This window comes from Myxococcales bacterium (assembly GCA_016703425.1).
Taxonomy (GTDB): Bacteria; Myxococcota_A; Polyangia; order Polyangiales; family Polyangiaceae; genus JADJCA01.
In genome coordinates this window covers 271,356-296,893 of record JADJCA010000030.1, presented here as the reverse complement: position 1 = coordinate 296,893, position 25,538 = coordinate 271,356, and the positions used below count along the sequence as shown (strand labels likewise).

The 25,538-nt window shown below is 68.9% G+C and carries 24 protein-coding genes; 10 read left to right on the top strand and 14 right to left on the bottom strand.

Annotation, left to right across the window (positions count from 1 at the left end; all coding sequences use genetic code 11):
- Positions 1-17: 17 nt before the first annotated feature.
- Positions 18-1,547 (bottom strand): hypothetical protein, encoded by a 1,530-nt coding sequence (locus tag IPG50_37945; protein ID MBK6697932.1) that lies wholly within the window; start codon positions 1,545-1,547, stop codon positions 18-20.
- A complete protein-coding gene (locus tag IPG50_37940) occupies positions 1,544-2,797 on the bottom strand; it encodes a hypothetical protein (protein MBK6697931.1) in 1,254 nt (417 codons plus the stop codon). Before IPG50_37940 ends, IPG50_37945 begins: the two co-directional genes overlap by 4 nt.
- A 277-nt stretch (positions 2,798-3,074) precedes the next feature.
- Here IPG50_37940 and IPG50_37935 point away from each other — a divergent pair, with 277 nt between their 5' ends.
- Positions 3,075-3,347, top strand: coding sequence for a hypothetical protein (locus tag IPG50_37935; GenBank protein ID MBK6697930.1), 273 nt, complete (start codon positions 3,075-3,077; stop codon positions 3,345-3,347).
- Positions 3,348-3,432: 85 nt separating this feature from the next.
- On the opposite strand, the gene IPG50_37930 is transcribed toward IPG50_37935, so the two are convergent.
- From IPG50_37930 to IPG50_37905, 6 genes are all read right to left on the bottom strand, one after another.
- Positions 3,433-4,239: a hypothetical protein gene (locus IPG50_37930; protein ID MBK6697929.1), complete on the bottom strand. Its 807-nt coding sequence runs from the start codon at positions 4,237-4,239 to the stop codon at positions 3,433-3,435.
- Positions 4,236-4,772 (bottom strand): hypothetical protein, encoded by a 537-nt coding sequence (locus tag IPG50_37925; protein ID MBK6697928.1) that lies wholly within the window; start codon positions 4,770-4,772, stop codon positions 4,236-4,238. The genes IPG50_37930 and IPG50_37925 overlap by 4 nt, the downstream gene beginning before the upstream one ends.
- Before the next feature lie 178 nt (positions 4,773-4,950).
- Positions 4,951-5,427 (bottom strand): SRPBCC domain-containing protein, encoded by a 477-nt coding sequence (locus IPG50_37920; protein MBK6697927.1) that lies wholly within the window; start codon positions 5,425-5,427, stop codon positions 4,951-4,953.
- Positions 5,428-5,443: 16 nt separating this feature from the next.
- Positions 5,444-6,292, bottom strand: a complete 849-nt coding sequence (locus tag IPG50_37915) for a helix-turn-helix domain-containing protein (protein MBK6697926.1) — start codon at positions 6,290-6,292, stop codon at positions 5,444-5,446.
- 82 nt (positions 6,293-6,374) lie between these two features.
- Positions 6,375-7,094: a hypothetical protein gene (locus tag IPG50_37910; protein ID MBK6697925.1), complete on the bottom strand. Its 720-nt coding sequence runs from the start codon at positions 7,092-7,094 to the stop codon at positions 6,375-6,377.
- A gap of 30 nt (positions 7,095-7,124) precedes the next feature.
- A complete protein-coding gene (locus IPG50_37905; protein ID MBK6697924.1) occupies positions 7,125-7,763 on the bottom strand; it encodes a hypothetical protein in 639 nt (212 codons plus the stop codon).
- A 73-nt stretch (positions 7,764-7,836) separates the two neighbouring features.
- On the opposite strand from IPG50_37905, the gene IPG50_37900 reads away from it, so the two are divergent.
- Positions 7,837-9,177 (top strand): alkaline phosphatase family protein, encoded by a 1,341-nt coding sequence (locus IPG50_37900; protein ID MBK6697923.1) that lies wholly within the window; start codon positions 7,837-7,839, stop codon positions 9,175-9,177.
- A gap of 189 nt (positions 9,178-9,366) precedes the next feature.
- Entirely contained in the window at positions 9,367-10,461 is a 1,095-nt protein-coding gene (locus tag IPG50_37895; GenBank protein ID MBK6697922.1) for a M23 family metallopeptidase, read from the top strand.
- Here the strand turns inward: IPG50_37895 and IPG50_37890 are convergent.
- Positions 10,458-12,002: a ferritin-like domain-containing protein gene (locus IPG50_37890; protein MBK6697921.1), complete on the bottom strand. Its 1,545-nt coding sequence runs from the start codon at positions 12,000-12,002 to the stop codon at positions 10,458-10,460. The genes IPG50_37895 and IPG50_37890 overlap by 4 nt on opposite strands.
- Positions 12,003-12,119: 117 nt before the next feature.
- Here IPG50_37890 and ada point away from each other — a divergent pair, with 117 nt between their 5' ends.
- Positions 12,120-13,292: a bifunctional DNA-binding transcriptional regulator/O6-methylguanine-DNA methyltransferase Ada gene (ada, locus tag IPG50_37885; protein ID MBK6697920.1), complete on the top strand. Its 1,173-nt coding sequence runs from the start codon at positions 12,120-12,122 to the stop codon at positions 13,290-13,292.
- Here the strand turns inward: ada and IPG50_37880 are convergent.
- The 3 genes from IPG50_37880 to IPG50_37870 all read right to left on the bottom strand — a co-directional run bounded on the left by IPG50_37880 (position 13,255) and on the right by IPG50_37870 (position 16,439).
- Positions 13,255-13,932 carry a hypothetical protein gene (locus IPG50_37880; GenBank protein MBK6697919.1) on the bottom strand — a complete coding sequence of 226 codons (678 nt, stop codon included), beginning with the start codon at positions 13,930-13,932 and terminating at the stop codon, positions 13,255-13,257. The genes ada and IPG50_37880 overlap by 38 nt on opposite strands.
- 82 nt (positions 13,933-14,014) lie before the next feature.
- A complete protein-coding gene (locus IPG50_37875) occupies positions 14,015-14,851 on the bottom strand; it encodes a hypothetical protein (GenBank protein MBK6697918.1) in 837 nt (278 codons plus the stop codon).
- A 7-nt stretch (positions 14,852-14,858) separates the two neighbouring features.
- Positions 14,859-16,439: a protein kinase gene (locus IPG50_37870; GenBank protein MBK6697917.1), complete on the bottom strand. Its 1,581-nt coding sequence runs from the start codon at positions 16,437-16,439 to the stop codon at positions 14,859-14,861.
- 69 nt (positions 16,440-16,508) lie between these two features.
- On the opposite strand from IPG50_37870, the gene IPG50_37865 reads away from it, so the two are divergent.
- The 4 genes from IPG50_37865 (at position 16,509) to IPG50_37850 (ending at position 19,453) form a co-directional block, all read left to right on the top strand.
- Complete coding sequence (locus IPG50_37865; protein ID MBK6697916.1) at positions 16,509-17,726, top strand: chloride channel protein; 1,218 nt, start codon at positions 16,509-16,511, stop codon at positions 17,724-17,726.
- A 172-nt stretch (positions 17,727-17,898) separates the two neighbouring features.
- Positions 17,899-18,375 (top strand): hypothetical protein, encoded by a 477-nt coding sequence (locus IPG50_37860; protein ID MBK6697915.1) that lies wholly within the window; start codon positions 17,899-17,901, stop codon positions 18,373-18,375.
- A 124-nt stretch (positions 18,376-18,499) separates the two neighbouring features.
- Positions 18,500-18,673 carry an entericidin EcnAB gene (locus tag IPG50_37855; GenBank protein MBK6697914.1) on the top strand — a complete coding sequence of 58 codons (174 nt, stop codon included), beginning with the start codon at positions 18,500-18,502 and terminating at the stop codon, positions 18,671-18,673.
- A 102-nt stretch (positions 18,674-18,775) separates the two neighbouring features.
- Positions 18,776-19,453: a dienelactone hydrolase family protein gene (locus IPG50_37850; protein ID MBK6697913.1), complete on the top strand. Its 678-nt coding sequence runs from the start codon at positions 18,776-18,778 to the stop codon at positions 19,451-19,453.
- Positions 19,454-19,700: 247 nt separating this feature from the next.
- On the opposite strand, the gene IPG50_37845 is transcribed toward IPG50_37850, so the two are convergent.
- Complete coding sequence (locus IPG50_37845; protein ID MBK6697912.1) at positions 19,701-20,465, bottom strand: HDOD domain-containing protein; 765 nt, start codon at positions 20,463-20,465, stop codon at positions 19,701-19,703.
- Positions 20,458-21,756 carry a hypothetical protein gene (locus tag IPG50_37840; protein MBK6697911.1) on the bottom strand — a complete coding sequence of 433 codons (1,299 nt, stop codon included), beginning with the start codon at positions 21,754-21,756 and terminating at the stop codon, positions 20,458-20,460. Before IPG50_37840 ends, IPG50_37845 begins: the two co-directional genes overlap by 8 nt.
- Before the next feature lie 273 nt (positions 21,757-22,029).
- On the opposite strand from IPG50_37840, the gene IPG50_37835 reads away from it, so the two are divergent.
- Entirely contained in the window at positions 22,030-23,787 is a 1,758-nt protein-coding gene (locus IPG50_37835; GenBank protein ID MBK6697910.1) for a bifunctional diguanylate cyclase/phosphodiesterase, read from the top strand.
- Positions 23,788-23,789: 2 nt separating this feature from the next.
- Positions 23,790-25,529 carry a diguanylate cyclase gene (locus tag IPG50_37830; GenBank protein ID MBK6697909.1) on the top strand — a complete coding sequence of 580 codons (1,740 nt, stop codon included), beginning with the start codon at positions 23,790-23,792 and terminating at the stop codon, positions 25,527-25,529.
- The last annotated feature ends 9 nt before the right edge of the window (positions 25,530-25,538 follow it).

The window sequence follows — 25,538 nt, the reverse complement described above, 5'->3', positions numbered from 1 at the left end:
CAGACCCTCGTGCGTCGTCATTGCGCTTCACAGGGACGACCACCGGTATTGAGGCGATGCTTCCAAACCGGGTTTTCGGGGGGGATGTTTTGCGAGGCCAGCGCGATGAAGGCGGCCCGCTCCGGGGTTCGGCAGACGTAGGCCAGGCGATTGAAGGCGCGCGACGCCAGGCCCACCGGCGTTTCGTCAAATCTCATCTGCGCGACCGGGCGTGGCATCGCAGTCGCGGGAATGGTGGCGACGGAGGCGATGGCCCGAAGCATGGGGACCCGAAGCGTTGGGCTGTTCCGCCACGTGGCCACGAGCAGCTCCTCGCTCACGCTGTTGAGGGAGAGCAGCGCGGGAACGAACGCGGCGGACCACGCCGCCGGATCGCTCACGAGCAAGGACAAAAGCTCCGCCTTGTCGGCCTCCCGCTGCTCGTAGAAACGAAGCGCCACGAACTCGACGAAGCCGGGGCTTCTCGCGCCCAAGAGGGCAGCGGCGAGCCGCCTCCTGCGGTCGGGGAATCGACGATCGACCAGGTAGTCCCATAGCGGCCCGTAACACCGGGAATGGTCGGCGCAGGCGAGCACCGTGGCGTCGGCTGCGCCGCGCTTCCCAGCCTGCGCCGCCAGGAGCGCGAGCGCGTACTCGAACGGAGGCAAGCCCGGCAGCTCTCCGCGGGCTCGATTGAACACGAGATGCGCGGCCGCGCGCAGCTCTCGTTCGTCGAGCGTCGGCGCATAGGTGCGGTACCAGAGCGCCCAGGCCTGCTCGATCTCCGGCGAGCCGTAGAGCGGCGCGAAGTTGTCGTCGATGAACATTCGCGCGGCGACGAGTTGACCACGGGCCACCGATAGCGCGAGGTCCGTCAAGCGCGGAACCACGTAGACCAAGGGCACCGTGTTGCGCGCCTCTTCAACGCGCTCGATGGCATGGGTCAGGAAAAATACGTAGGCGGGGAGCTCGGGGGCAGTGATGGTCGCGTGCGGGCGGCCTCGGAACCGGGCTTCGAGCGCTCGGTAGAACACCTGGCGACGTACGGGAAAAATATCGATCGCGCTCGACAGTCCGTCAGGTCGCACGCGGAAGGTGAGCGCGCCCGTGCTGGGTTCAAACGCGACGGCCTGCCGATTCGGGGTCGGCGGCGACGCGTCGTAGCGAAGCTCGATGAGCCGCACGGTTGCCCACAAGGAGCGAGCATCGACCATCGTCGCGAGCACCGTCGCGGGACTGCAGCCGCTCCGGCACGAGCTGGGCGAGGCTGGGTTGACGCTCGCCACCTCGCGCGCAAGATCTTCCACGAGCGTCGCCACCCGAACGGGAGCGAAGGGATTGCCGTCGACGAGGGCGGCGTCGACCCGTACGTCAACAGGGTGCCCCAGCTCGCGGCCCAGCACCTCGAGCGCAGCTCGCATGCGGGTGCGCTCTGCGCCCGACGTCGCGATGGCATCGGCCGATCTTCCTCCCCCGCCTCCGCCGCCTGCCATTCCGCCGCAGGCCGTCGGCAGCGCGCCGAGCGCGCACAAGAAGAGCCCCCTTGCAGCGATGTCTCGGATCCTCATCTGTGCTCTCTCCCGCGGCCGCAGCGAGTCGTCGCTCGAGTCGCGAGTTCCTGTGGAAGGTCTCGAGGAAGCGACGCGAAGCCCTGCTTGCAGAACGCACCCAACACCCGCTGGCACACGCTACCGCGGCCAGCGTCGCAGTTGGCATCGCTCAAGTGGAGAAACACGATGGCGCGCAAGACCGGGTCTCCGCCATCGAGGCGCTTGGCCAGGGACTCGAGACCGTCGCTTCGGCCGATCGCCTCGTACAGCATCGGGTTCGGGCACGAAGGTCCCGGCGTGAGTACGCGGCCGACAAGTGGCGGCAACGTCGCGAGCTGCGCGTCCGGCGCCGCGAACGCGAGCACCGGACGGCCCGCCCGCGCCCAAGCGTCGGAGGCGAGCATCACGAGCGTTGCTGCGTCGAGGCCGGGAAGCGGAGGCGCCGTGACGACCGATCGCACAAGCACATCGAGCTCTTCGGCGTCGAGCTGAGACACGGTGCGCGCGGCCCACTCCGAGAAGAGCCGCTGCGTCGTGCCGTCGAGCGCGACCACCGGTCGCGACAGCGTGCCCGCCCGCGCAATCCACACGCCCCGGAGCAAAGCCAGGCGCGACTCGCGCTGCTCCTCCTGCGGCAGGAGCGGAAGCACGGCCAGGAGCGGCCCCAAGGCGCGCGCGCCTCGCTGCGCATCGTCGCCACGCGCCTGCCGTGAGAGCCACCCTGCGTACGGCGCCAGCTCGTCGCGCGGCACTTGCTCGGCAACCGTCCCCTCGTAGCGTCGTTCAAAGCGACGATCGAGCTCGTCTCGGAGCGCGCGCCCGGCCTCCCACCTCGCGCCTACACCGAGTCGAACGATCAACGCGCCGCGCGCCGGGTCGAAAAGGCGACTCGGGTTCACGGGCTCGTAGTGCACCTCGATGCGCTTCCATTCGCGCATGAGCCCCTCGAAGACCGGGTCGCGTCGAGCTCGGCGCCACGCGAGGTCCGAGACGAGGGTCTCGATCTCTCGCGCCACATCCGCCCCAAACGAGGAGCTCTCGGGGGCAAGCGCTCCGTCGATCTCAATCTCGAGTGGGTGCCCGACGAGGCCTTCGAGCGCTGACGTGGCCGCCGCGAGGCGCGAGGCATAGGGGTCGAGCGCGCTTGCTCGGCCGGTCACACGCACGCGCGCAACGCCCGCGCTCGGCACACCGTGCCCGCACGCCGGCGCACCGGCGACGAGAGCGCACGAGAGCAAGAGGGCGCGAGGACCGTGTGAGACGTTCATCCGAGTGCGTGACCGCGGCCCGATGATACCGGAGCCGCGGCTCATCACGCGGTATGACGGACAGGCCTTTGCGCCGATGCACGCCCCCCCCGCGGACACCTCCGTGCACGCTTCTCGCGCTCGCGGTCGTGCGCACGTCGCACGACAACTGGGTTAGGCTGCCGGTGTGCGTGCGACTTCGATAGCCTGTGCGGCGGCGCTTCTCCTAAGCGCCACGGCGTGTGCGGGGCTCATCCCAGACGCCTCCACGTCGAGCGAAAGAACGGACGAGCTGCGTGTGAGCGGCAGGCCAGCGGAGGCCACGGTGGTCTCCGTCGCCCCACGAGGTGTCATCCTTGGGCGAACGCTCTATCTGCTCCGCCTCGAGCTCGACATTCCTGTGGTCGAGGGCGACGCCGGCGTGGTCGTGACGCGCGTATTCACCGACGCGTACGTGCATCTCTTGGCGTTCTCGGCGGTGCAACCGAAGTCGAAGGTTCCGATTCGCTACGACCCCCGACGTCCGAGCGATCTCGTCATCGACTTCGAAGCGCTCGGGTACCACTTCTGACTGGCACGCCGCCGCGGCGGCCCGCGCCGCGCGACGACGACTCAGACGGCGGCGACCTCGCGCCGCCGCCCGAGGCGTCTGCCGTTCAGAGGTTGATGGTCTCGCGCTGCGTCTGTGCGCCGTCGACCGTGGTGAACGACGTGACGAGCTCGTACGTGCCCGGCAAGAGATCGACGCCGGTGTTCGTGTTGAACGGCCCTGCCACGCGCGTTCCTCCGAAGAAGAGCTCGTAGGTCCCCGCGACCGTGTACGTGGACCCGTCTTCGCGCGTGACCTCGACGTGGTCCATGTCGAGTCGCTGGAGCTTGATGTTGTTGGCGCTGCTCTGGCTGAGCGCGACGGTGCGACCCCCGGCCGAGAAGGTGTAGACGCAGCTCGAGGCCGCGAAGGCCTTCAGCTTGAGCGCCGTGGTGCTGGTGGCGGGCACCGCGTAAGACCGGTCACCGGAGCAGGTCGACGTGATGGTGGCCGCCGCTGCGTCCGGGAGCTCACGCGGATCTGCGAACGAGATGTTCGTCGAGAACGTGGTCGGCACGCTGCCGATGACGGGCAGGGCGAGGTCAATTTCGGCGGTGTTGCCTTCCTTCAGCGTGAACTTCTTGGAGGTCGCGCCGGAACCTGTGCCGATGGCCACCGAGTAGTCACCGGGGACGAACGCCAAATCGTAGTCGAGCAGTTGCGCCACGTTGGTCACGGAGCCGGCGTTGAGCCATGAGAGATCGCCGGCAACATAGGCGCTGCAGGCCTCCGCCGGGTTGATGCCGTGCTGACCGTCAGGCCGCGTCTGCTGGAGGTTGATGCAGCGACCGTCGACGTTGACCGAGTAGACACGGTCCGTTCGGATCGTGCTGCAGCTCGCCGCGTTCATCGACGCATTGAGCGACCCGGTCACGTTGGCCGCGGGCAGTTCCAGTTGTACGTGTGGAGCGTAATGCCGGGCTTGGCGACGGTGCCGTTTACCGTGAGCGAGGCGGAAGACGGACAGGCAGCGTTGGACAGAGCGACGGTGGCCCCAAAGTCCGTCTGCGCGACGCTTGGCAGGTTGGCCGCTTGGCACTTGCGGCGCGCCGTCGGGAGCACAAGCGTCTTGCTGCTGCCCGCGGCCAGCGTAACCGTGGTGCTTGACCCGTTCACCGTTACCGTGTGCGCGCCGGGCTTGATGCGGTTGGCCGCGCCAAGGGTCACGGCCGATCCGTCGAGCAGGATGCTCGCGGCGGCGCCGAGGGGACGGCTGCAGCTGCCGCCAGGTTGGCAGCTGCCGGTGGGAAGCTGCACCGTGAGCGACGACCAGTTCTCGTTCGCCTTGGGCTTCTTGCGAACCTCGCTCTCACTCTCGTCGCTGGTGTCGATCGTGGAGGAACACCCCACGAGAGAACCCGCGAGGCCGAGGAGAAAGAGGGATGAAGCAAGGGCGACAGATTTCATGACGAAGAGGCTCCTTGGATGGACCTAGTTCGATCGCGAGCCGTCGGGCCGCGCCTCACGACGCTCTCCGCTCACGGCTCGCTCGTCCTGGTCGCTCCGGTTTACGTCGCCAAAGGTCGGATATCTTCCCTCACGTCGGAAAGAAGTTTCCGGGATCGCGCCCCCGCCCAGGGTCGACTTACGCGGACCCCGCAGGCTCGCCTCGTGGCGCCCCGTCGTGGGCGCGCGTCTCGGCTTCCTTCTTGAGGTCGGCGGCGAAGCGATCGAAGGACTCGTCGAAGGGCGGAATCATGCTCGCGAACAGGGGGAAGATCGGCCCTCCGATCTTCTCGTGCATGCGAAAGCGAACGACGCCCGGCGCGGAGGACGCGAGCTCGTACGTCCGCTGCCCCATCGCGTCGCCCCAGACGAGGCGCTCTTGCGCCTCGCACACCCGCACCTTGAGCGTGAACGTTCGTTTCGGGTCGAGGCTCGAACGGAGCTTGAGTCTCTCGCCGACGGCGATCTTCCCTTCGAGCGAGACCACGGTGGCGGTCCATCGCGGATACGCGGCCCCGTCTGTGAGCAGCGCCCAAACGGTGGCCGCCGCGGCGTGGATATCGACCTCAACTTCTGTTTCGCGAGAGAAGAACCGTCGCGTCGTCTTTGCGCTCATGGCCCGCAAGCTCGGTTCATTTGCTCCGCGCGTCTTGTACAAACCGGACAAGGTTCGGGCTGAAGTCCACCGGCGCGTCTGCGGGAAAGTACCCCGCCTTGTGCTTGGGAGCCGTCCCCGCGAACAGCTTAAACTCGCGCACGAGATGCGACTGGTCGTAATAGCCGCACTCGGCGGCGACGCCCGCGAGGGTCCCTGAGAGATCGGTCTTCACGCGATTGAGCGCGCGCTGAAAGCGCACCACGCGCGAGAACGTCTTTGGGCCGAAGCCCATATGACGCCGAAAGAGTCGGTCGAGATTTCGCGCGGAGGTTTGGGCCAGCTCACACAAGGCGCCGACCGTGAGTTCGCCGCCGTGGGCCTCGATCTCGGACTTCACCCGGTGAACAGCGCGCTTGGTGGCGCTCAGATCGAGGCGAGCGAGAAAGAAGGTGTCGAGGAGTTTGGCCTGCTCGTCGATACTCGCACCGGCGGCCCGAAGCGCTCTTTCAAGGAGCAGCGCTTCAGGACCAAAGGCCGACGCGAGCGGCACCACTTTCCCGCACCACGCGGCGACGTCGTGCGAAACGAATGGCATGAGCCCAGCGGTACGAAAGCGAACACCGCACACCTCGACGTCGCCTCGTTGCCTTATGCGAATCGGCTTGAGCCGCTGCGCGTCAAGGTTTGAGTGACCGATGCGCCGCCCCCGGGCTCCGACCAGCGTTCGGGTGTACGGCGCTCCAAAGTTGAAGATCAGGTCGGCGCGAGCATCGACGTAGACGTCGACCGTAAGGTCGAAGTCCGAACCGGCTGGCGCACGAACGTGCCAGTAGTGTTCGATGTGGGGCGCGAGGGCGCCGGCGGGCCGCGAAAGGCGATACACGGACCCAATCTACCGCGCGCGACGCGCCCAAGCTGGCGCTTCGGGCTCGCTCAAGCCGCTCGTCGAGTTGGCCCCGCCGGGTTCAGCCGGCGTCGCCGCAGCCGCCGCTTGTGATCTGACTGATCTCCGCGTCCCAGAAGGCCGTCACGGTGACGGTGCTCGTGGTGCAGCACGCATCCTTGACGGTGACCTTGATGACGCCACACGGGCCGACGTTGGAGCCGGCGTCAGCCGCCGCGGCGGTGAGATCGAAGGTGATGACATCGCCCGCCAACGTGACGGGTACCGCCTGGGGCGTAGCGCTGCCGGAGCCGAAACAAGAGCTGACGGCCACCTCAGCATTGGAGACCTCGACGATCTGTTGACGGCCCGCGGGGATCGTCACGCGAAGCTGCTTCGTCACCTTGTCGTAGACCGGGAGCCGCGGCGCCACGCCGCCGTCACTGAGAAGGGTCGCGAAGTCCGTCGCGCAGGCGATGGGCGCCGTGGGGCACGCCTTGCAGGTCGCCGCGCCGCCGTCGGCCCCCGACGCGCTCCATTCACCAACGGGGCACAGCGCCCCGCTATCGAGCGCGCCACACCAGGGCCCCGCCTCTTTTCCAGCGTCGGGTGGCGGCGTCGATCCATCGAGCGTCACGGAGCTGTCGGTCGTCGTTGAGGCTTCGACCGACGCGTCGAGCGTCGTGCCGCCGTCGAGCGCCCCGCCGCTGTTGGACGTGTCGTCGCCACACGCCACGTAGGCACCGGCGCTCGTGCAGAGTGCACCCAGACAGAGAAGGCGAGCGTTGCGAGAGTGATTCATGGATTCCTTTTTCTGATAAGCGGGGACGAGCTATGAGGCCACGCGAGCGCGGCGCGCGATGTCGAGGTTGAAGCTGATGACGACGCGTTCGTTCGGCGTCGCATTGGGGTGCACCATGTGTTGGAGCGCGCCAGGGAATAGCAAAAGGAGACCGTCTTTGGGAGCGTAGGCGACGCTGCCCGCCGAATAGAAGGCGGGCGCGACGGAGAGCGGGTTCAAAAACTCGATCTTACCGGAGCGATCGTTCGTATCGGCGGCCGCACATTGCTCGGCGCTGACGTACAAGACGCCCGACCATGCGCGCGGGTAGTGGTTGTGGGCCGTATGCCAGGCTCCGGTGCCGCCGACCACGGCCCAGCTCTCCACCACGCGCGGCTCCAGCGTGCGAAAGCCGTCGTAGAGATCGGCGAGCGCCGTGGCGGCGATCTGCTCGATGGTCGCGACCGCCCAACGCACGCTCGCGGGAGGGCCTCCGAGATGGAGATCCGGCGCCGAGTGCCATGAATTGCGGTTCGTCACGTTGTGCGAGGGCACGGTTCGGGACATGGCCGTAAGGTCTCTCAGGAGCTCCTCTCGCCGCTCGGTGAATCCCTCGAGCAGCGCCGAGTAGATCGGCACGGAGAAGTGCCTCATGAGCTCGAGGCGGGCCGTCGTGTCGGCTGTCGTCATGCGCGCGAGCATACACGGCGCGAGTGTCGCGGCGGTCGCCCACACCGACGCGCTTCCGCTAGAATCCCCGCCCATGCCCTCTCTCTCTCTCCTTCCCTTCGTCCGCTCGTTCCCCCTGGCTCTCCTCGTAGGACTGGGCGCGCTCGGCGCTTGCAGCTCTTCGGAATCCACGCCCTCGCCAGCGGCATCCGGCGACGGCGGTGCCGACGCAACGGCGGCCCTCACGCCTGAGCAGCTAAAGGTCGCGCGGGCCGCGTGCGAGCTGCCTGCCGGCGCAACTGTCGAGGCAACCCTTGGCGCGGCGGCGGCGGCGCAGGCGGCGAAGATGCCCATCGAGCATGTCATCGTGCTCATGCGTGAGAACCGCTCCTTCGACCACTACTTCGGCGCCCTCCCGAAGGCCGGCCAGCCGGACATCGAGACGTGGCCGGCCACCTTCACCAACAAGGACAAGGCCGGCGTCGATGTGGCGCCGTTCCACGCCGACACCACGTGCTTCAAGGCCGATCCGCCGCACCAGTGGGACGGCATGCACAAGCAGTGGAACGAAGGGAAGATGGACGGCTTCTTGACGAACGCCGGCGCGACCACGACGGGCGATGGCCACTACGCCATCGCGTACTTCGATCAGACGGACCTGCCGTTTTACTACTTCCTCGCGAACACCTACGCGATCTCCGATCGCATGTTTTCGTCGGTTCTCTCGGGGACGTTTGCAAACCGCAACTACCTGCTCCTCGGCAGCTCCTACGGCATCAAGAACACGCTCGTGGACGGCTATCCCACGGGCAAGCGGACGATCTTCGATGCGCTCGACGAAAAGGGCGTGACGTGGGGCGTCTACACGCCCACCGAGCCGCTCGAAGGCACCCTCGGCTGGGAGAAAGACCACAAGGGCGTGGCGAGCGTCGACGCCTTTCTCAAGGCCCTCGGCGACGGCACGCTGCCGAGCGTCTCGTTCGTCGACTCCACGGAGAACGTCGACGACGAGCACCCGCCGGCCGACGTGCAAAAGGGCGAGGCGTGGACCCGCAGCATCTACGAGGCGGCCACCAAGAGCCCCCTTTGGGCAAAGACCGCCATCTTCCTTGTCTGGGACGAATCGGGCGGCCTCTTCGATCACGTGCCGCCGCCGAAGGCCTGCCCGCCGAGCCCCGACCAGGCCGAGTTCAACCAGTTGGGGATTCGCGTGCCGCTCTTGGTGCTCTCGCCGTGGGCCAAGAAGCACTTCGTGTCGCACGAGCAGCACGAGCACACGTCGATCCTCCGCTTCATTGAGGCGCGCTGGGGCCTGCCGGCGCTGACGGCGCGTGACGCGAACAGCGACGCTCTGCTCGACATGTTCGACTTCTCGGGCGCTCCGATGCTCACGCCGCCGGCCGCTCCGGCGGCGGGCACGGGCGGCTGCAAGTAGGGCGTCGCCCGCGACTGCGCGCTAGTGTGGTGAATCAGAGGTTCACCACACGTCGAACAAGGACAGGAACCGAGTACACCTGTGACTTTGGCCGACGAATTCGCGCCCCTCGCTCGACGAGGGGGCGCGAGATTCGGCGAGCGAACTTCTGACTCAGGACACTACCGCGGCGTCTGGTATCACCGGCGCATGCGCCGCGCCCTCCCCTTCTTCGCACTGTTCCCCGTCGCCGCCTGCGGCGCAGCGGAGACCTCGCCGTCTTTGCCGCCGGCGCCTGCCACGTTGGCCACGGCGGCGAGCCACGACGCCGGCCCGAAGGTCGCGGCGCCGACGGCGCCCGCGTCGCGCACCGTCGACGAGGTCGCCGCCGAGCTCCTCCGGCTCGTCAATGCGAGCGACGCCCCCGGCGTCGTTGCGCTCTTGGGCGGTCCGATGCGCGAAGTGCTGCCGCTCGAGAAGGCCGGACCTTGGATGCGTTCCATCCTGGAGGCGAAGGGGCCCCTCAAGAACGCCGTGCGCGAGCCGGGACGCGGCGGCGAGCGCTCCGGCGTCTATCGCTTCGAAGCCGAGCGCGGAGCCTGGCGCGTCGAGCTGAGCGTCGACGGCGCTGGCAGGGTGCTCGGCCTCAAATTCACGGCACCGCCGCCTCCCGACCCGGAGGTCAAAAAGAGCGCGCTCTCCATGGGCCTGCCCTTTCGCGGCCAGTGGTTCGTCTTTTGGGGCGGCGCCTCCCTCGAGGTCAACCAACACGTGACCCACAAGAGCCAGCGGCGCGCCGCCGATCTCGTGGTCGTCGATGACGCCGGCAAGACCCACAGGGGCGACGGCAAAAAGAACGCGGACTACTACGCGTACGGCCAAGAGGTCCTCGCCGTCGCCGATGGGACGGTCATCACGGCCGTGGACGGCGTCGCCGACAACGAGCCGGGCGCCATGAACGCGTACATGGCGCCGGGGAACGTGATCATCGTGCGCCACGACGACGCGCTCTACTCCGTGTACGCGCACCTTGTGCCGGCCAAACTGCGCGTCAGAGTGGGCGCCAAGGTCAAGCGCGGCGCCGTGTTGGGTCTTTGCGGCAACTCGGGAAACTCGAGCGAGGCGCACCTGCATTTTCAGCTTCAAGATGGGCCGCTCTTCGAGAAGAGCTACGGCATCGAGCCTGTCTTCCAGGGCGTCTCCGTGACGCGCGACGGCGCGACGGAAAAGCGGGCAGAATACACGTGGCTCAAGGGTGATCGCGTCGGCGAGGCGCCGACGGCGACGAAGAAGGCCGCTCCTTAGGGCTGGGCGCGCGCCGATGCAGGATCAGACGAGGTCGTGAGGAGGCTCGTGAGGCACGGGGCGACGACCTCCGAGAGGGCGTGGCGACGCACGGCCAGAGCGGCGGTGGGGGAGAGCACGCCGAAACGGTCGTCGTCCACGGGCACGGGCACGTTCACGTTTGCGGGGGAGAGGGTGGAGACGGCGAGCTCGGCGTGAACCTCGGCGAGGGTGCGCTCGATGATGGAACGCACCGGCGCGCGACCCTCGCGGAGCGCCCAGGCCACGACGCGGTAGGCGAGCTCGGCGTGCCGCGCTTCGTCGTCGGCGATGCGCGCGAGAACGCTCGAGACCTCGGCGAGGTTCGTCTGACGGCCCGCTTCGGCAGCCTCCAGCGCAGCGACCGTTTCCCCCACGCAGCCGTCACGAAGGCAAGCCTCCGCCAACTGCACGAGGTCGGTCGCGACGAGCCCCGTCGAAACAGCGAGCGGCCCTGGGCCGATCAGCTCGCCGGCAAACGCCGAGGCGATGCCGAAGGACGCAGCGGCGTGGCGCACCTCGTCGCGGGCGGCCTCGAGGGCCGCCTCGACGAGCTGCGCCGGCGCCGCCAGGGCCATCAGCTCGAGGGCAAAGCGGGCGAAGGAGGCGACCGACGCGTGCTCCAGGGCCCCTTCCCTCGCCCACGCCTCGGCGGCTCGCTGCCGCTCGCCCGTCGCGCAATCGCCCACGGTGATGGCCTCGGTCCAGCCGGGGCGCGCCGTCGTCTCGGCCACTACCGCGACGCCGCCTTCCCGCAAGGGCCGCCCGCGTGTAGGATACACACATTGCCCGTCGGGCAGCTCGGTGCGACTCCCGGTGCACGGTTCGAGGACCTCGTAGCAACACTCCGTGTCCGTCGCACGCTTGATGGGTGCGTTGTCAAAGCCGTGCCGCGCACCGTAGTGACTGATGGGAAGCTCCACCCCCGCCGGGCACTGCGGCGCCGCCGCCGATGGGTGCTGCGTCTTCGCCGGCGCCGGGATGCACTGGAGCCTCGTGGAGCGGCCCTGCGGGATCGTCGCGCGGGTGTTCGTGACCACCCTAAGCGGCGCACAGCGATGGTAGCAACAGCGCCTGTTGACCTGATCCGTGCTGGCCACCGCGGCGTATTCGCTCGTGCCTTTGGCGTCGAAGGAGAAGTTCACGAGGTCGGGAGACTCGGGCTCGAGGGCCCGCGCGTTGATGGCGCGCCGCTCGCCAATCCAAATCAGCCCCTGGGCCGTCGCGCCGCAGGCCGGAAGACCCGCCGAGCCGCCCTGTGAGTCGGGAGGCAAAAGTCCGCAGAGAGACTCGCGCACTTCAGCCGTGCCGCACCGCAGCGGCTCCGGCGCTGCACCCGGCTCGCTCGGGGCGATGGATGCAGAAGGGATCGCCGCCGTCGCCGGAGGTGTAGGGACCGCCGCCCCAAACGGAGGGCCGGGCGGCGTCCCCGGCGGAGGGGTCTCATGGCACGCCGGCACGAGGGGCAGCCCCAACGCGAAGAGGATGCGGTGGCGCAGCGAACGGGAGCGGAGGACCTTCATCGCTTCTCAACGTATCCTCGTAGCCCTTGCGAGGGGAACGATGGCGCCCTCCGGGTTCAAGCGCAAGGACCGGAGTGCGGCGCAAGACGCCCCGGCTAACGTGATCGCGTGAACTCGATGCCGCTCCACCGAACTCGCTCCAAAGCTTCGACCTTTAGCGCCACCGACGACCGTTGGCGCGCGCTCGAGTCGCGCGATCCGTCCGCGACGTTCTTCTATTCGGTGAGGACGACCGGCGTCTATTGCCGCCCGTCGTGCGGCGCCCGTCGCGCTCGGCCCGAACACGTGGCGTTCCACGAGACGGCGCTCGCGGCACGGCAAGCCGGCTTTCGTCCGTGCAAGCGATGCCGCCCCGACGAGGCGCCAGCCCCTGAGCGTCGCGCGGCCCTCGTGGGCGACCTCTGCCGGTGCATCGACGAGAGCGACGAGATCCCTTCCCTGGCCGCGTTGGCCAAGCGCGCCAAGCTCAGCGTGTTTCATACGCAGCGCCTCTTCAAGGCCACGACGGGCCTTACGCCACGCGAGTACGCAGCCGAGCGCCGCGCGGCGCGGGCACGGGCGGGGCTCCGCGAGGCGACGAGCGTGACGGCGGCGATGGTCGACGCCGGCTACAACTCCTCTGGCCGCTTCTACGAAGAGGCCGACGCGATCCTCGGGATGACGCCGTCCCGGTACCGCGCCGGCGGCGCCGGTGAGGTCATCACGTTTGCCACGGCGCGCGGCTCGCTGGGGCACGTGCTCGTGGCAAGGACGACACGTGGCGTCTGCGCCCTTCTGCTGGGCGACTCCCCGAAGGCGCTCGCGCTCGACCTTGCGCAGCGCTTCCCGCGCGCCACGCTGCGCCGCGGCGACGCGCCCTTCGCGAGAACGGTCGCGGACGCCGTTCTGCGCATCGAAGAGCCGCAGTTCGCCTCGCACCTCACGCTCGACGTTCGCGGGACGAGCTTTCAGCGTCGCGTGTGGGCGGCGCTCTCGCGCGTTCCCAGGGGGCAGACGACGACCTATTCGCAGCTCGCCGCGTCGCTAGGCACTCCCAAGAGCGCGCGGGCCGTCGCCGCCGCGTGCGCAGCGAACGCCATCGCCGTTGTCGTGCCGTGCCACCGCGTCGTCGGCAAGAGCGGCGCGCTGACGGGTTATCGATGGGGTCTCGAACGCAAGCGCGCGCTCCTCGAGCACGAGCAACGAGAGGCAGACATAGAACGGACGCCGGCGCCACGCGCGGCGGCGGCGGCACCGCGCGCCATTCGCTCCGCTAAGGAACGCACAACAAGCCCGCGACGTCGCGGATGAGGTCGCTCACGCACACGATCGAGCTGACGCCCGTCCCGATATAGGTGCAGCAGTTCTTGTTCTGCGGATCCGACGCACAATCGGCCTTCTCGTGGCACAGGCGCATGGTGTTGTTCACGTTGCAGCTTAGGGCGAAGTTGGTCGTGCAGCTCGCGGCGCACTTGGTCACGACGGCTTCGATGGGGCAATTCGGCAGTGAGCCAGGGCCGAAGCCCACGCGCGCGCAACACAGCGGCGCGGCGGTGCCGCACTGCTGCGGCCCGGCGCAGTCGACAGGGTCGGTGGGGCATGTCGGCTGGCAAACAAAGTCACCGGACGTGGGGCTCTGCTTGACGTAGCAGCAGACGTTGCCCGGCCCGCAAGGATTGGCCGGGCAGCCCACGGCAGAGGCGCCGTCGGGCAGAACGGCGCCGTCGCTCGCCGGCGGCGTCGTGGAATCGGGGAGAGGCACAGCGGCGTCGCCGACCGACGAGTCGGAGCCAACGCTGGCGTCGGAGGTGATGTCGGCGTCGCGATTGGAGGCCGGGTTGGTGCTGCTGGGCTCGCCGCCGCCCGTCAGGGAATCCGTGGAGAACGCCACGATGCCGCAAGCGGTGGTGGCACCGACGGAGCAAGCGAGGACGAGGACCGCGGCGCGCACGCTCCGGTAGCGTAGCGCAAGGCCGGCGTCGGAGCCCGCGGCGGAACTTTCGAGGCGCGCGGCAATCGCAGCCGCGCGCGTCTCAGAACGACGCGCTGAAAGTCGCCGCGCCGCCACCGGGGAGCGGGCGCACGTCGAGCCGTGCCGCTGCGGCGACGCTCGGCCGGGAGAAATAGAAGACCGCGGCGACACCAAGCGCCGCGGCCGCGACGCCGAGCGAGACGTTGGCGATGAGAAACTTCGACTCCACCGGGTCGAGCTCGGCCGACGTGCAGCGGGGCTTGCACGTGCGCTCCAGCGCGCCGTACTCCGATGCGCCGAGCGCCGCGAAGACACCGAAGCTTCCGACGGCAAGGGCCGACAGCCCGCCAAAGACCCAGGCGGCCGCGGGGACGGGGCGTTCGAGAACAACCGGCGCGGGCGGCGTGGCGGGCGCACTCTTGGGGACCAAGGTGGCCACCACGCGCGTCCTCTCGCCTTCGCCAAACGTTTGCTTCACCTCCGCGAAGGTGCCGTCGAGTCGCTCAAAGCGGAAGGCATGCGGCCCCGGGTCAACCTCGACGAAGGCCGCCTCCGGCTTCGCGAGGCTCGTGGCCACGACCGTCCCATCAAGAAGAACGCGCACGTCGGTAAGCGGCCGGCCGGCGGGGTCGCGTGCGACGAGCTCGGCCGACGGCATCGCGCGCTCCAGGTCGGAGAGCCACGTCGAGCAATCGCGGCGGACGAACGAGGGGCATCCCTTCTGGGAGCAGACGGCCAATTGCTCACGCGCGAGGCGCAGCTTGCCCTGCCGTCTTAGCTCCTGCGCCGACTCGGCGGCCCCCATGCACGTCTCCCGCTGCACCGCGCCCGCCGGCGAGGCCTTTGGAACAGACGTGGCGACCACGAAGAGCGTGGTCACGAGGGAGCGGCGAACCATCGGGTGCTCAGTTGCACTCTCGCTTGTAGCGCTTCGTCCCGGCGGAATCGAAATAGAACGGGGGATCGCAGTCGTCTTTCGCCTTGGGCTTCACTTTTGGCTTCACCGCGGGCATCCCGCGTGGGCCGGGCGCTCGCGGCGCCGACGCGTCGACAAGCCGCGCCGGCTCCGCGGAGGACGGAGCCGCGTCGGCCGCGACTTGCGGGGGCCCCGCCGGTGGGGCGCCCTCCACGCCCAAGCTGACGGCGGCCGTTGGTCCAACGGTCGAGGGAACCGAGGCGGCCGTCGCCGGGGGCACGTGCTCGGCCTCGTGCGTCGCGCGCTTGGGTCGAAAGACGATGGCGAAGACGGCGCCAATTCCGATAAGCACCGCGAGGGCGATCTCCCAGCGGCGCTTCTTCTTGGCGCGCGCGCGCGACTCGTGCGCCGCGGCGGCGGCGATGGCCACGCGCGAGACCATGAGCTGCGTCGGCGCCTGCTCCGGCGCGACGCCGGCCAACTCAACGCCGGCCAACTCAACGCCGGCCAAGTCGACGCGTGCCCCGTCGATGCCGGCGAACATGGGGGCGTCGAGGTCCAACGGAGAGATTCCGCCGCCGAAGCTGTCGTCGGGTTCGTCGGAGAGGGCCATCACCGCGGCCACGCGCGCGGCGCGGGTCGCCAGGTCATCGCTGGCCACCGTGTTCACCCAGGCGGAGACCTCACTCGGCGAGGCGCGCTCAGCGCTCGCCCTCAGCGCTTGCGCCATCTCGTGGGCCGTGGCGAAGCGGAGGCCCGGCTCGAGCGAGAGACCTCGCATCGCGATGGAGTCGAGCGCTGGCGATACGCTCGGCAGAAAGTGCGAAGGCGCTGACGTGGCCCCCGCGAGCACCTTGCCGAAGACTTCGACGTCGTTGTCGCCGAGGAACACGGGTCGACCGACGAGCGCTTCCCAAAGGACGGCGGCCGCCGCGTAGACGTCGGTGCGTCGGTCGACACCTTGCCCTCGCAGCTGCTCCGGCGCCATGTAGGCCATCTTGCCCTTGAGCTGCCCCTCGCGGGTGGTTTGGGCGCGACCCACCGCCTTCGCGATGCCGAAGTCGAGCACCCGCGCGACGCCGTCGGTGCCCACCATGATGTTCTGCGGCGACACATCGCGATGAACCACGCCAAGCTCCTCGTCGGCGTCGCCGCGGGCTTCGTGCGCCGCATGCAGTCCGTCGAGGACGTTGACGAGCACCGCGGCGACGATGGGCGGCGGCACGAGCTCGCCCCGCGCGACGGCGAGTTGCATGAGCCGCGCGAGCGACGCGCCCGGCACGTACTCCATGACGAGCAGCAGTTGACCGTCGGCCGACACCACGTCCAGAACGGGCACAACGTTCTTGTGACGGATCCGCGAGGCAACGTGCGCCTCGTCGAGAAACATGGTCGAAAATTCCGGGTTCTGCGCGAACTGAGCGTGGAGCTGCTTGATGGCGACGACCCGCGTCACGCCCTCCGGTCCATGGAAGCGTGCGATCCGCACGGCGGCCATGCCGCCCGAAGCGATGGGGTCGTGGAGAACGTACCGACCGACTACACGTGACGAGGCCGCGGCCACTGCCAAGAGGCTATCATCGCCCGCTCTTGCCCTCGCGAACCGCGGCGATTCACGCCGCTCCTCGCCCCCATCGAAGTGACCACACGAGAGCGCCTCATCTCCCTGGCCCAGTGGCTCGCGGGTGGCACCGCGGTAGGGCTCCTCTGCGGCCTCGCGTCGGCGCTCTTCCTTTGGCTGCTCGAGCGAGCCACGTTGCTGCGCATGCGCCACGAGCTGCTCGTCTACGCGCTACCCGCCGCCGGGCTCGTCATGGGATGGGCCTTCAGCCGCTTCGGCACCTCGATCAAAGGAGGCGCGAGCCTCGTTATTGATCGACTTCATGAAGGAGGGCCGGAGATTCCCGTTCGCATGGCGCCGATGGTGCTCGTGGGGACGGTGCTGACACATCTGTTCGGCGGAAGCGCGGGCCGCGAAGGCACGGCCGTTCAAATGGGCGCGAGCCTCGCCGACTTTTTTTCGCATCGACTGAGACTCAGCGCGCGGCTGCGGCGGGACCTCCTCGCGGCAGGTGTCGCCGGGGGTTTCGGCTCGGTCTTCGGGACTCCCATCGCGGGCGCAGTCTTCGGCCTCGAGTTCGTCGTGCTCGGCAAAATCGAGTACCGCGCGCTCGTGCCAGCGCTCGTTGCAGCGGTCGTGGGCGACATGACGACGCGCGGCGTGGGCATCGTTCACACGGCGTATCCCTCGGCGCCGACCGTCGCGCTGACGGCGGTGCTGCTCGCGAAGTGGCTCGTGTTCGCGGCAGCGGTCGCGGGCACGACGACGGCGTTCATCGAGCTCGTGAGTCGCTTGAAGCGACTCGCGGAGCGCTTCGTGCCGAACGCGGCGCTGCGCATGGCGCTGGGCGGCGCCGTCCTCGTCGTGATGTGGCGAGGCTCGGGAACGAGCGACTTCTTGGGGCTGGGGATTCCTACGATTGTTCGTGCATTCGACGATCCCACGCTCGCAGGCTTCACGTTCGCGGCGAAGTTGCTCTTCACGGCGGTGACGCTCGCTGCGGGCTTCTTGGGTGGCGAAGTGACGCCTCTCTTCTTCGTGGGCGCAGCGCTCGGCAACCTGATGGCGGGCGTGTTGGGCATCCCGCTGCCGCTCGGGGCGGCGGTGGGAATGGCGGGCGTCTTCGCAGCGGCGTCGAACACGCCGCTCGCGCTCTCGATCATGGCGGTGGAGCTCGTGGGCGGAGGCGCACTACCGCACGTGGGGATCGTTTGCGTGCTCGCCTATTTGATGACGGGACACAGGAGCATCTACCCGGCGCAGCGGCTTGTGCGGAGCAAGGGTGGACGCGAATAGGAACGCTGCGTGACGCGGATCGCGGCCGTGGCGGGTGCGCGCGAGCGGCGCATGCCCGCAGAACTCGCCCCATGTCGGGGCGACGCCTTGACCGATGGCGCGCACCGCATGTACGTGCGGTCCCTTTCCATAGCGCGCCCTGCTACAGGGACGGATGAAGACAATTGGGTGGGTGGTTCCGGTTCTTCTCCTCGCGTTCGCTCACGCAGCCTGCAGCAGTGACGCGACCACAGCCGCAGGCGGCAGCGACGCCAGCGCAAGCAACGACGCGAGCGCCGTCAGCGACAGCAACGTGCCGAGCGACGCCAGCGCGGTCACCGACAGCAGCGTTCTGGCCGACACGAGCGTGGCGGATGCCGGACCGACGGCGTTTGGGTGTGACTTGGCGCTCGATGCCGGCCACACGTGCACCGACTACGTCTACACGAACATGCCCGCGGGCCTGTTCGCGACGGCCAAGAGTCAGTGCGCGGTGTTCGGAACAACCGTCGCCGCGTGCGACAAGACCGGTGCCGTGGGCGGTTGCACCATGACCGAAGTCAAGAATGGCATCACGACGGTCACGACCACGTGGCAGTTCACGGGCACGCAAAGCTCGGTCACGGCCCTCTGCGCCACCAAGCCGGGTTACACCTTCGTGTTGCCTTAGCCGCGGATTCGCTGCCGGCGTCAGCGCGGCGGCGCAGCGCGAGGTTGGGGGGCGGCGCGACGCGGCCCGCAGGCATCAACCTTCCATGCGAGCACCAAACAAGTTGCTGGAGCATACTCGGCTCATGTTCATCGCCCCTCGCCTCGTCGCCGCATGGTGCTTGTCGCTCGTCGTCCTCTTGGGGAGCGGCTGCCGGAACACGGCGGACGGCATCAAGGCGGACACGAAACGCGCCGTCGAGAAGACCGGCAAGGGCGTCGAGAAGGTGGGCGAGAAGATCGAGAAAGTCGGGAAGTAGGCCACTGACTCCTCTGACGACTCGTTGCGTCAGTTCACATGGTCCGGCCCGCCGCAGGCCGCGCGCTCCATGTGGTAGAGGTGGCCGTCCCCAGGAGGCCTCATGACCCAAGCCATCACCCTCTCGTCCAGCGCCCAAGGCTCCGTCCACGCGGAGCTCGCGCTTCCCGCGGGCGACGCGCTGAGCGGAGCGATGATCGTCGTCCACGAGTGGTGGGGCCTGAACGATGACATCCGGCGCATCGCCAACGACCTCGCGAAGGAGGGGTACGTCGCGCTCGCCATCGACCTCTACGGCGGACGCTTCACCACCGACGCGAGCGAAGCCATGCAACTCGCGAACGACATGAAGACCGCCGAGGCGATGAAGATCGTCGCCGCGGGGCTCGAGTTCCTGCGAGGCCAGCCGCGGTCGAACGGCAAGGTTGGCATCATGGGTTTCTGCCTCGGCGGGGGCCAGGCGCTCGCGGCCGCGTCGAGCGTGCCAGGCCTCCGCTGCGCGGTCCCGTTCTACGGGCTACCGATTGCATCGTTCCAGACCTTCGGTCCGGAGTCGCCGCGCATCCTCGGGCACTACTCGGAGAGCGATGCCCACGTGACCCCCGAGCGCACGCGAGCGCTTCGCGACAAGGCCGCAGCGGCCGGCGCGAGCTTTGAGCTTCACTTCTACCCGGGACCGCACGCGTTCATGCGGCGTGCCGACCCGGCCGCGTTTCACGATGCGTCGGCCACGCTCGCTTGGTCGCGCACGCTCGAGTTCCTAGGAAGAGAGCTCCAGTGAGCGTGCACGCGAGCGCGCGGGCCCGTCGACGCCACGGCGCGGGAGGCAGTGGCGCGCGCACCCGCTGGTGCGATAGCGCTGGGCCACGGCTGACCACGGACGACCTCACGTTGCGCTAAGGACGAGGCGAATTCGCCGCCGTCTTTGCCGGGGACAGGGAGTCGGCGAAGACGGCGGCGACAGGAGAGCCGTGAGGAGCCACCTCACGACCCTTACGTGTTTTCCCCCTCAAACTTCAACGCGAGCTTCAGCCGAGCATGACGGCGTGGATGTCTGAAACGGCCTCCACGAAGCGAGGCCACTTTGCTACGAGCGTGCGCGTTCCGATCTCCAGGTACGCCGCGGCGCTGCCGCGCGCGACCTCGTCCAAGTACGCCTCGTCGAGGGGCGCTCCGACGCGGTACTCGACGGCGTCGGCCAAGCGAACCAGCGCGACGAGGAGTCCCACCTCGCCACCTTCCGTGAAGGCGCGGCCCGGCTGATGGTGCCAGGCGGCGACCTGCGAAATGGTCTCCGGGAAGCGCCACTGTGAGAGGACGTGCCCTCCGAGGACGGCGTGGTCGTAGCCCACGAGGATTCGCTCGACCACGTGAAGCTCGTCTGCGTGATCGAAGAGCTTCGGCGCCAAGGTCTCGTAGGGAATCTCCTTCACCTGGAGCGACAAGAGCTTTCCGACGTCGTGGACGAGGCCCGCGAGGAAGGCTTGCCCCGCGATCTGCGTCCCGTGCTCCTCGCCCAGGATGCGCGCCACGGCGGCGACGCCGACGAGGTGCTCACGCCAACGTTTCCCTAGGCCCGAACCATCCTGGAACATGCCCATCGTGGCCACCGACGCCACGACCTGGTGCACCTCGCGACTGCCGAGGCGCACCACGGCCTCGTTGATGCTCGAACACTTGCGCGCGCCCCTGTATTGCGCCGAGTTCGCCACGCGAAGGACACGGGACGCGAGCGCCGGGTCGCGTTCGATGGCTTCCACGATGGCCTTCATTCGGGCGTCCGGGTCAGACAAGACGGCGAGGGCGTTCTGCGCGACCGCGGGGAACGGTTTCAGGCCCGTGGCGACGGCGGCGTGGGCCGCCATCGTGCGCGACGCTTCGAGGTGCGTCCGCTCGGGATCGTTCTCGCCGAACCACAGCTCCTCGCGGACGCTGGCAGCGAGGGCGCGCTGCTCCGGCGGTACCGTGGGCTGCATCATCGCTGCGGCTTGCATGCGTCCTCCTGGGGAATGGCGCTCGTGTTGGGCCCCAGAATCTGGGCCGCGTAGGCCCGATACCCGGCCTTCCATCGGTCGAGGTCGCCGCCGAGGCCGTCGGTGAGCTGCACACCGAAGCCGGCGGGCACGGTCGCGAAGTCGTTGGGGCCGAGGTGCCGGCGCCACGCGACTCGGCCGACGAGCCGCACGCGCCGCTCGCTGCGTGGCGGCCACAGCTCGAGCCACACGTCGTCCCCGGATCGACCGGCGCGGCGGTACGAACGTAGAGGCCGCCAGCGCTCATGTTGTACGTGAAGCCGACCTCATCGGTCTCGCGGCCGGCGACGCGAAACGAGACGCGCGTGCCGAACAAGAGGCGAGCACTCGCGCGAGCGTCTTCGCCGCGGGGACGGCCCAGCTCATTCGCGAGGAAGAGCACGTTCTCCGGGGGCGCGAAGGCGTCGGTGACGGCGGCCTTCTCGATGCCGCGCAGCTCCGCCGAAACCTCGCGCAAGCGGCGCGGCGGCGCCACCACGATCCAGGGCGCCGTTTGGCCCGCGGCGCGCGCCTTGCGCACGTAGTCGACGGTCGAGCGGCCTTCCTCGTCGAGGACCACGACGAGGCGGACCCCCTCGGCGCCGCCGTCGGCCACACACTGTGCCGGGTCGTCGGCGAACCGCACCGAGAGGCCGCCGTTCCAGAACGTGCGCCCGAGGACCGACCGCCAGATGCGGTCCGAGCCGGCGATGATGACCGTCGCGGCACGTCGACTCGGCGGCTCGCCGGCGGCCCGTGTGAGCAGCGGGCGAAGGCGCCGGAGCACGCTCGACCGCAGCGGCGGCACCAGATCGTCGCCGCCCGACTGAAAGAGATCGACGAACGTCAGGTCGTCGGGGTTGGCGGCGATGCCGAAGGCGGGCACCTGGGCAAAGCGCGCGTGAGCTCGCAGCGCGAGGCACGCGTCGGAGAGGAGCTTTCCCCCCGCCGGCACGAAGACCGCCAGGGGCTCGCGACCTGGCTTCTCCTCGCCCTCAAGCGCGTCCCGCAGCGCCGCGAGGTCCGGGAGTCGCTCCCAATGGAGACCCAGCTCAGCGATCGCGGCGGTCACCTCTTGAATGCGGCCGGATTCGGGGACCCCCTCCCCGCCTCGCGACGACCTCGACCCGGCACCCACAACGAACACGGGACGTTGGTTCAAGCATCACCTCACCCCCGGAGAACGACACCGGTAGCCGGACCTTAAGGCTCCCGAACAAAGCTCCTCCGACGCCTACGCGCTGGCCCGCTCGGTAGGCCGCGGTGCGACAGGGACGCATCACGCAAGACTCACCGCCCCGCACTCAAGTTCCCGCGCGACGCGCCGTTCTCCACCTGCGACGCGATGACCGTTCGAACGACTTGCATCCTCCTAGTAGCCCCGCGCACACCGCTCTTGGCGGCGGCCCAAGAGCTGGCGCAGGAGCACGGCACGACCGTGCTTGTGGTGGCTGACGCGGCCACCGCCGTCGCCCGTCTCGGTGAGACGAAGCGCCCCCTGGTCCTGGTCGACCTCGGCCGCGGCGAGCGCCTGAGCGACGAGCTCGTCGCGCTCGGCAAGCGCGCCCCGCTCATCCTCATTGGCGACGGCGCCTCCATGCCGCGCGTGGCCCGATGGACCGGCGCCGACGACTACCTCTTCGCAAGGGAGCTCACCGTCACGTCGCTCGAGCGCGCCGTCGGACACGCCATCGAGCGACGACGCGCGCAGGCGACGGTGCAGCACCTCATGACGCACGACCCGGTCACCGGCGCACCCCACGCGGCGGCGTTCCGATCGCGACTCATGGACGTCATCGACCGGGCCAGCCTCCGCGCCGGTGGCCGAGCAGGCCTCATGCTCGTGGACCTCGATCGCTTCGACGTCGTCAACGAAACCTTTGGCTTCGAGGCCGGCGACACGGTCTTGCGGGAGGCCGTGCATCGCTTGCAGCGCCTCGTGGGCTCAAGCCACCTCGCGCGCTTTCACGCCGACAAGCTCGCGATCATGTTTGACGAGACGGCAAACCAAGGCGAGCTCGTGCAGAGCGTGCGCACCGTGCTCGAGAAGCCCTACGTGCTCGAGCGGCAAGAGGTGCACCTCACCGCGAGCATGGGGATCGCCGAATACCCGAGCGACGCCGGCGACGCCGACAACCTGATTCGTGCGACGTCGAAGGCGATGCGGCGAGCGAAACATGTGGGCCGCAACAACGTTCAGCTCGCCTCCGCGACGCTCGGCGCATCGACGCACGCGGCGAAGCCGAGAGAGCGCTTCGCGCTGGAGCGCGATCTCCGCTTGGCCGTCGACCGCGGCGAGCTCTTGCTGCACTACCAACCTCAGCTCGACGTTCGCACGGGAGCTGTGCTCGGCGTCGAGGCGCTGGTGCGCTGGATGCGTCCCGGCGTCGGCATGATCTCACCGGCGGACTTTGTTCCGCTGCTCGAGGAGACGGGCCTCATTGTCCCCGCGAGCGACTGGATCCTCCAGACCGCCTGCCAGCAAATCGCCGACTGGATGGGCGACGGCCTGCCGCCGCTCCGCGTCGCCGTCAACGTTTCGGCGACGCAAATCCGGCAGCGAAGGCTCCTCTCCGGCGTCGAGCAAGCGCTGCACAGCTCGGGGCTCGCACCGAATCTCCTCGAGCTCGAGCTCACCGAGGGCCTCCTCATCGAGAACACGGCGGCGAGCGGCTCGACGCTCGACGCGGTGCGCGAGCTCGGCGCCAGCATCTCCCTCGACGACTTCGGCACCGGGTACTCCTCGCTGAGCTACCTCAAACGTCTCCCCATTGACGTCGTCAAGATCGACCGCTCGTTCTTGCGCGAGATTCCGCAGGTCGCGACCGACGCAGCGATCACGTCGGCCATCATCACGCTCGCGCACGAACTGGGCCACCGGGTGGTCGCAGAAGGCGTCGAGACGGCGGAGCAACTCGACTTCTTGGAGAAGCACGATTGCGACGCGGTGCAGGGCTTCTACTTCTCCAAGCCGCTTCCCGCTGACAAGTGCCTCGAGTGGATACTGGCGCGTACGCGAGCCAACCGAGGCACCTCGGGCACGTACCTCGCCCCCGACGTCGCGCTCGCACCGGCCAACGACGGAACCCGCAAGGTCTCCTAGCTATGCAAGCGCTCAGCACGCTGCCGCAGGCCTCGGAGCCGCGCCTCCTCGTGGTGGAGCCCGACGAGCTTCGCCGGCAACGTATCGTGGCGGCCATTGAGCGCGATGGCTACGAGCTGGTGGTGCTCGAGGCGCCCGAGGACGTGCTGGCGAACGTGGACGCGCTCCGGCCCGACGTCGTGGTGCTCTCGACGGACCTCGGACGGTTCACCGGCATGCAGGTTTGTGGCGAGCTCCGCGCTCGGGAGACGGACCACCACACGCCGGTCTTGCTCGTGGGCGCCGGCGAGCAAGACGACGCGACGGTGGGCAGCGCGCTCTTGGCGGGCGCCGACGACTTCGTGCCGTCGCCGGAGCGTTCGCTGGAGCTGCGGGCCCGCGTGCGCGTGCACCTTCGCTACAAGTCGCTCCTGAACCGGCTCGGCTCGCTACGCGAGCAGCGGGATCACCTGCGGCGCGAGGCGCTCTTCGACCCGTTGACGAACCTCCTCAATCGCCGGGGCCTCGAGTCGGCGGTCACCAAGCAGCTCCACAAGGCGGCGCGATTCTCGGCGCTCTTCCTCGACATCGACCACTTCAAGAAGGTCAACGACTCCTTTGGGCACGCCGCCGGCGACGAGATCTTGCGCCAGGTGGCGGCGTGCATGCGGGCCAAGGCCCGACAGAACGACGTCTGCGCTCGCTACGGCGGGGAAGAGTTCGTGATGCTCTTGGACGGCGCCGACAGCGATGTGGCCCGTGCCGTCGCGGAGCGTCACCGCCGGGCCATCGAGGCGCTTCGGTTTACCGACAAGACGCTGCCGCCGAGCGTGACCGTGAGCATCGGCGCCGCGACCTTCGAGCCGGCGTCGCCGGAGACCGCGCACGTCTTTCTTGCGCGCGCCGACGGAGCGCTCTACGAGGCGAAGTCTCAGGGGCGCAACCGGGTCGCCGTCGCGCTGCCGCCGCGCTCGCCAGTGACGGTGTTGGAGCGCGCCGAGGCCCAGCTCTTGAGAGACCTCGACGGTGGCCGCGCTCAGTTGCCCGTCCTGCCGGACGTCGCCGCCGAGGTCTTGCGGCTCGCGGAGGATCCCAACGCAGGCCTCGATCGCGTGGCCCGCGTCGTCGAGCGGGCGCCGCCCATCGCCGCGAGGCTCTTGGCCATCGCCAACTCGGCGCTCTACGCCGGCACGAGTCGCATCGGCTCCCCTCGCCACGCGGTGACGCGGCTCGGCTTGTCAGCGACGCGCGATCTCCTCTTGCAGATCGCCTACGAGAGCTCACTGTCGAGCACGAAGCGCTTCACGGCCATCATCGAGCGGGCGTTTCAGCGCAGCGTCGTCGCCGCGCTCGCGGCGCGCATCGCGGGCCGGGAGCTATCGATCAGCTCGCCCTACGACTACCTCATTGGGCTCCTGCACGACATCGGTGAGGCGCTCGTCGTTCGCCTCTTGGGCGAACAAGCTGGCGAACCGCTCCCCGAGGACGCGCTCACGCTGCTGGTCGAGCGCCATCACGCTCGCGCCGGCGCCCAGGTGCTCCGTCTGTGGCGCGTGCCGGACGAGGTCGTCGCCGTCGCCCTTGGGCACCACGAGCCTGGCCCGCCCAAGACCGAGGCCATCCGCCTCGCACGCATCTCTGACGCCGTCTGCGACGCGATCCGGACCGGGCACGATCGGGATGACGCGTGGGCCGAGCTCGAGGTCATGCCCGCGGCGCGCACGCGGCTCATCGAGCTGACGAAGGCTGCTCTACGAACCTAGGCGCCTTGG

Bases quoted from the DNA above. Each gene is read 5' to 3' on its own strand.
- IPG50_37945 (MBK6697932.1), bottom strand. From the start codon at position 1,547: ATGAGGATCCGAGACATCGCTGCAAGGGGGCTCTTCTTGTGCGCGCTC.
- IPG50_37940 (MBK6697931.1), bottom strand. From the start codon at position 2,797: ATGAACGTCTCACACGGTCCTCGCGCCCTCTTGCTCTCGTGCGCTCTC.
- IPG50_37925 (MBK6697928.1), bottom strand. From the start codon at position 4,772: ATGAAATCTGTCGCCCTTGCTTCATCCCTCTTTCTCCTCGGCCTCGCG.
- IPG50_37920 (MBK6697927.1), bottom strand. From the start codon at position 5,427: ATGAGCGCAAAGACGACGCGACGGTTCTTCTCTCGCGAAACAGAAGTT.
- IPG50_37910 (MBK6697925.1), bottom strand. From the start codon at position 7,094: ATGAATCACTCTCGCAACGCTCGCCTTCTCTGTCTGGGTGCACTCTGC.
- IPG50_37905 (MBK6697924.1), bottom strand. From the start codon at position 7,763: ATGACGACAGCCGACACGACGGCCCGCCTCGAGCTCATGAGGCACTTC.
- IPG50_37900 (MBK6697923.1), top strand. From the start codon at position 7,837: ATGCCCTCTCTCTCTCTCCTTCCCTTCGTCCGCTCGTTCCCCCTGGCT.
- IPG50_37895 (MBK6697922.1), top strand. From the start codon at position 9,367: ATGCGCCGCGCCCTCCCCTTCTTCGCACTGTTCCCCGTCGCCGCCTGC.
- IPG50_37890 (MBK6697921.1), bottom strand. From the start codon at position 12,002: ATGAAGGTCCTCCGCTCCCGTTCGCTGCGCCACCGCATCCTCTTCGCG.
- ada (MBK6697920.1), top strand. From the start codon at position 12,120: ATGCCGCTCCACCGAACTCGCTCCAAAGCTTCGACCTTTAGCGCCACC.
- IPG50_37875 (MBK6697918.1), bottom strand. From the start codon at position 14,851: ATGGTTCGCCGCTCCCTCGTGACCACGCTCTTCGTGGTCGCCACGTCT.
- IPG50_37855 (MBK6697914.1), top strand. From the start codon at position 18,500: ATGTTCATCGCCCCTCGCCTCGTCGCCGCATGGTGCTTGTCGCTCGTC.
- IPG50_37850 (MBK6697913.1), top strand. From the start codon at position 18,776: ATGACCCAAGCCATCACCCTCTCGTCCAGCGCCCAAGGCTCCGTCCAC.
- IPG50_37835 (MBK6697910.1), top strand. From the start codon at position 22,030: ATGACCGTTCGAACGACTTGCATCCTCCTAGTAGCCCCGCGCACACCG.
- IPG50_37830 (MBK6697909.1), top strand. From the start codon at position 23,790: ATGCAAGCGCTCAGCACGCTGCCGCAGGCCTCGGAGCCGCGCCTCCTC.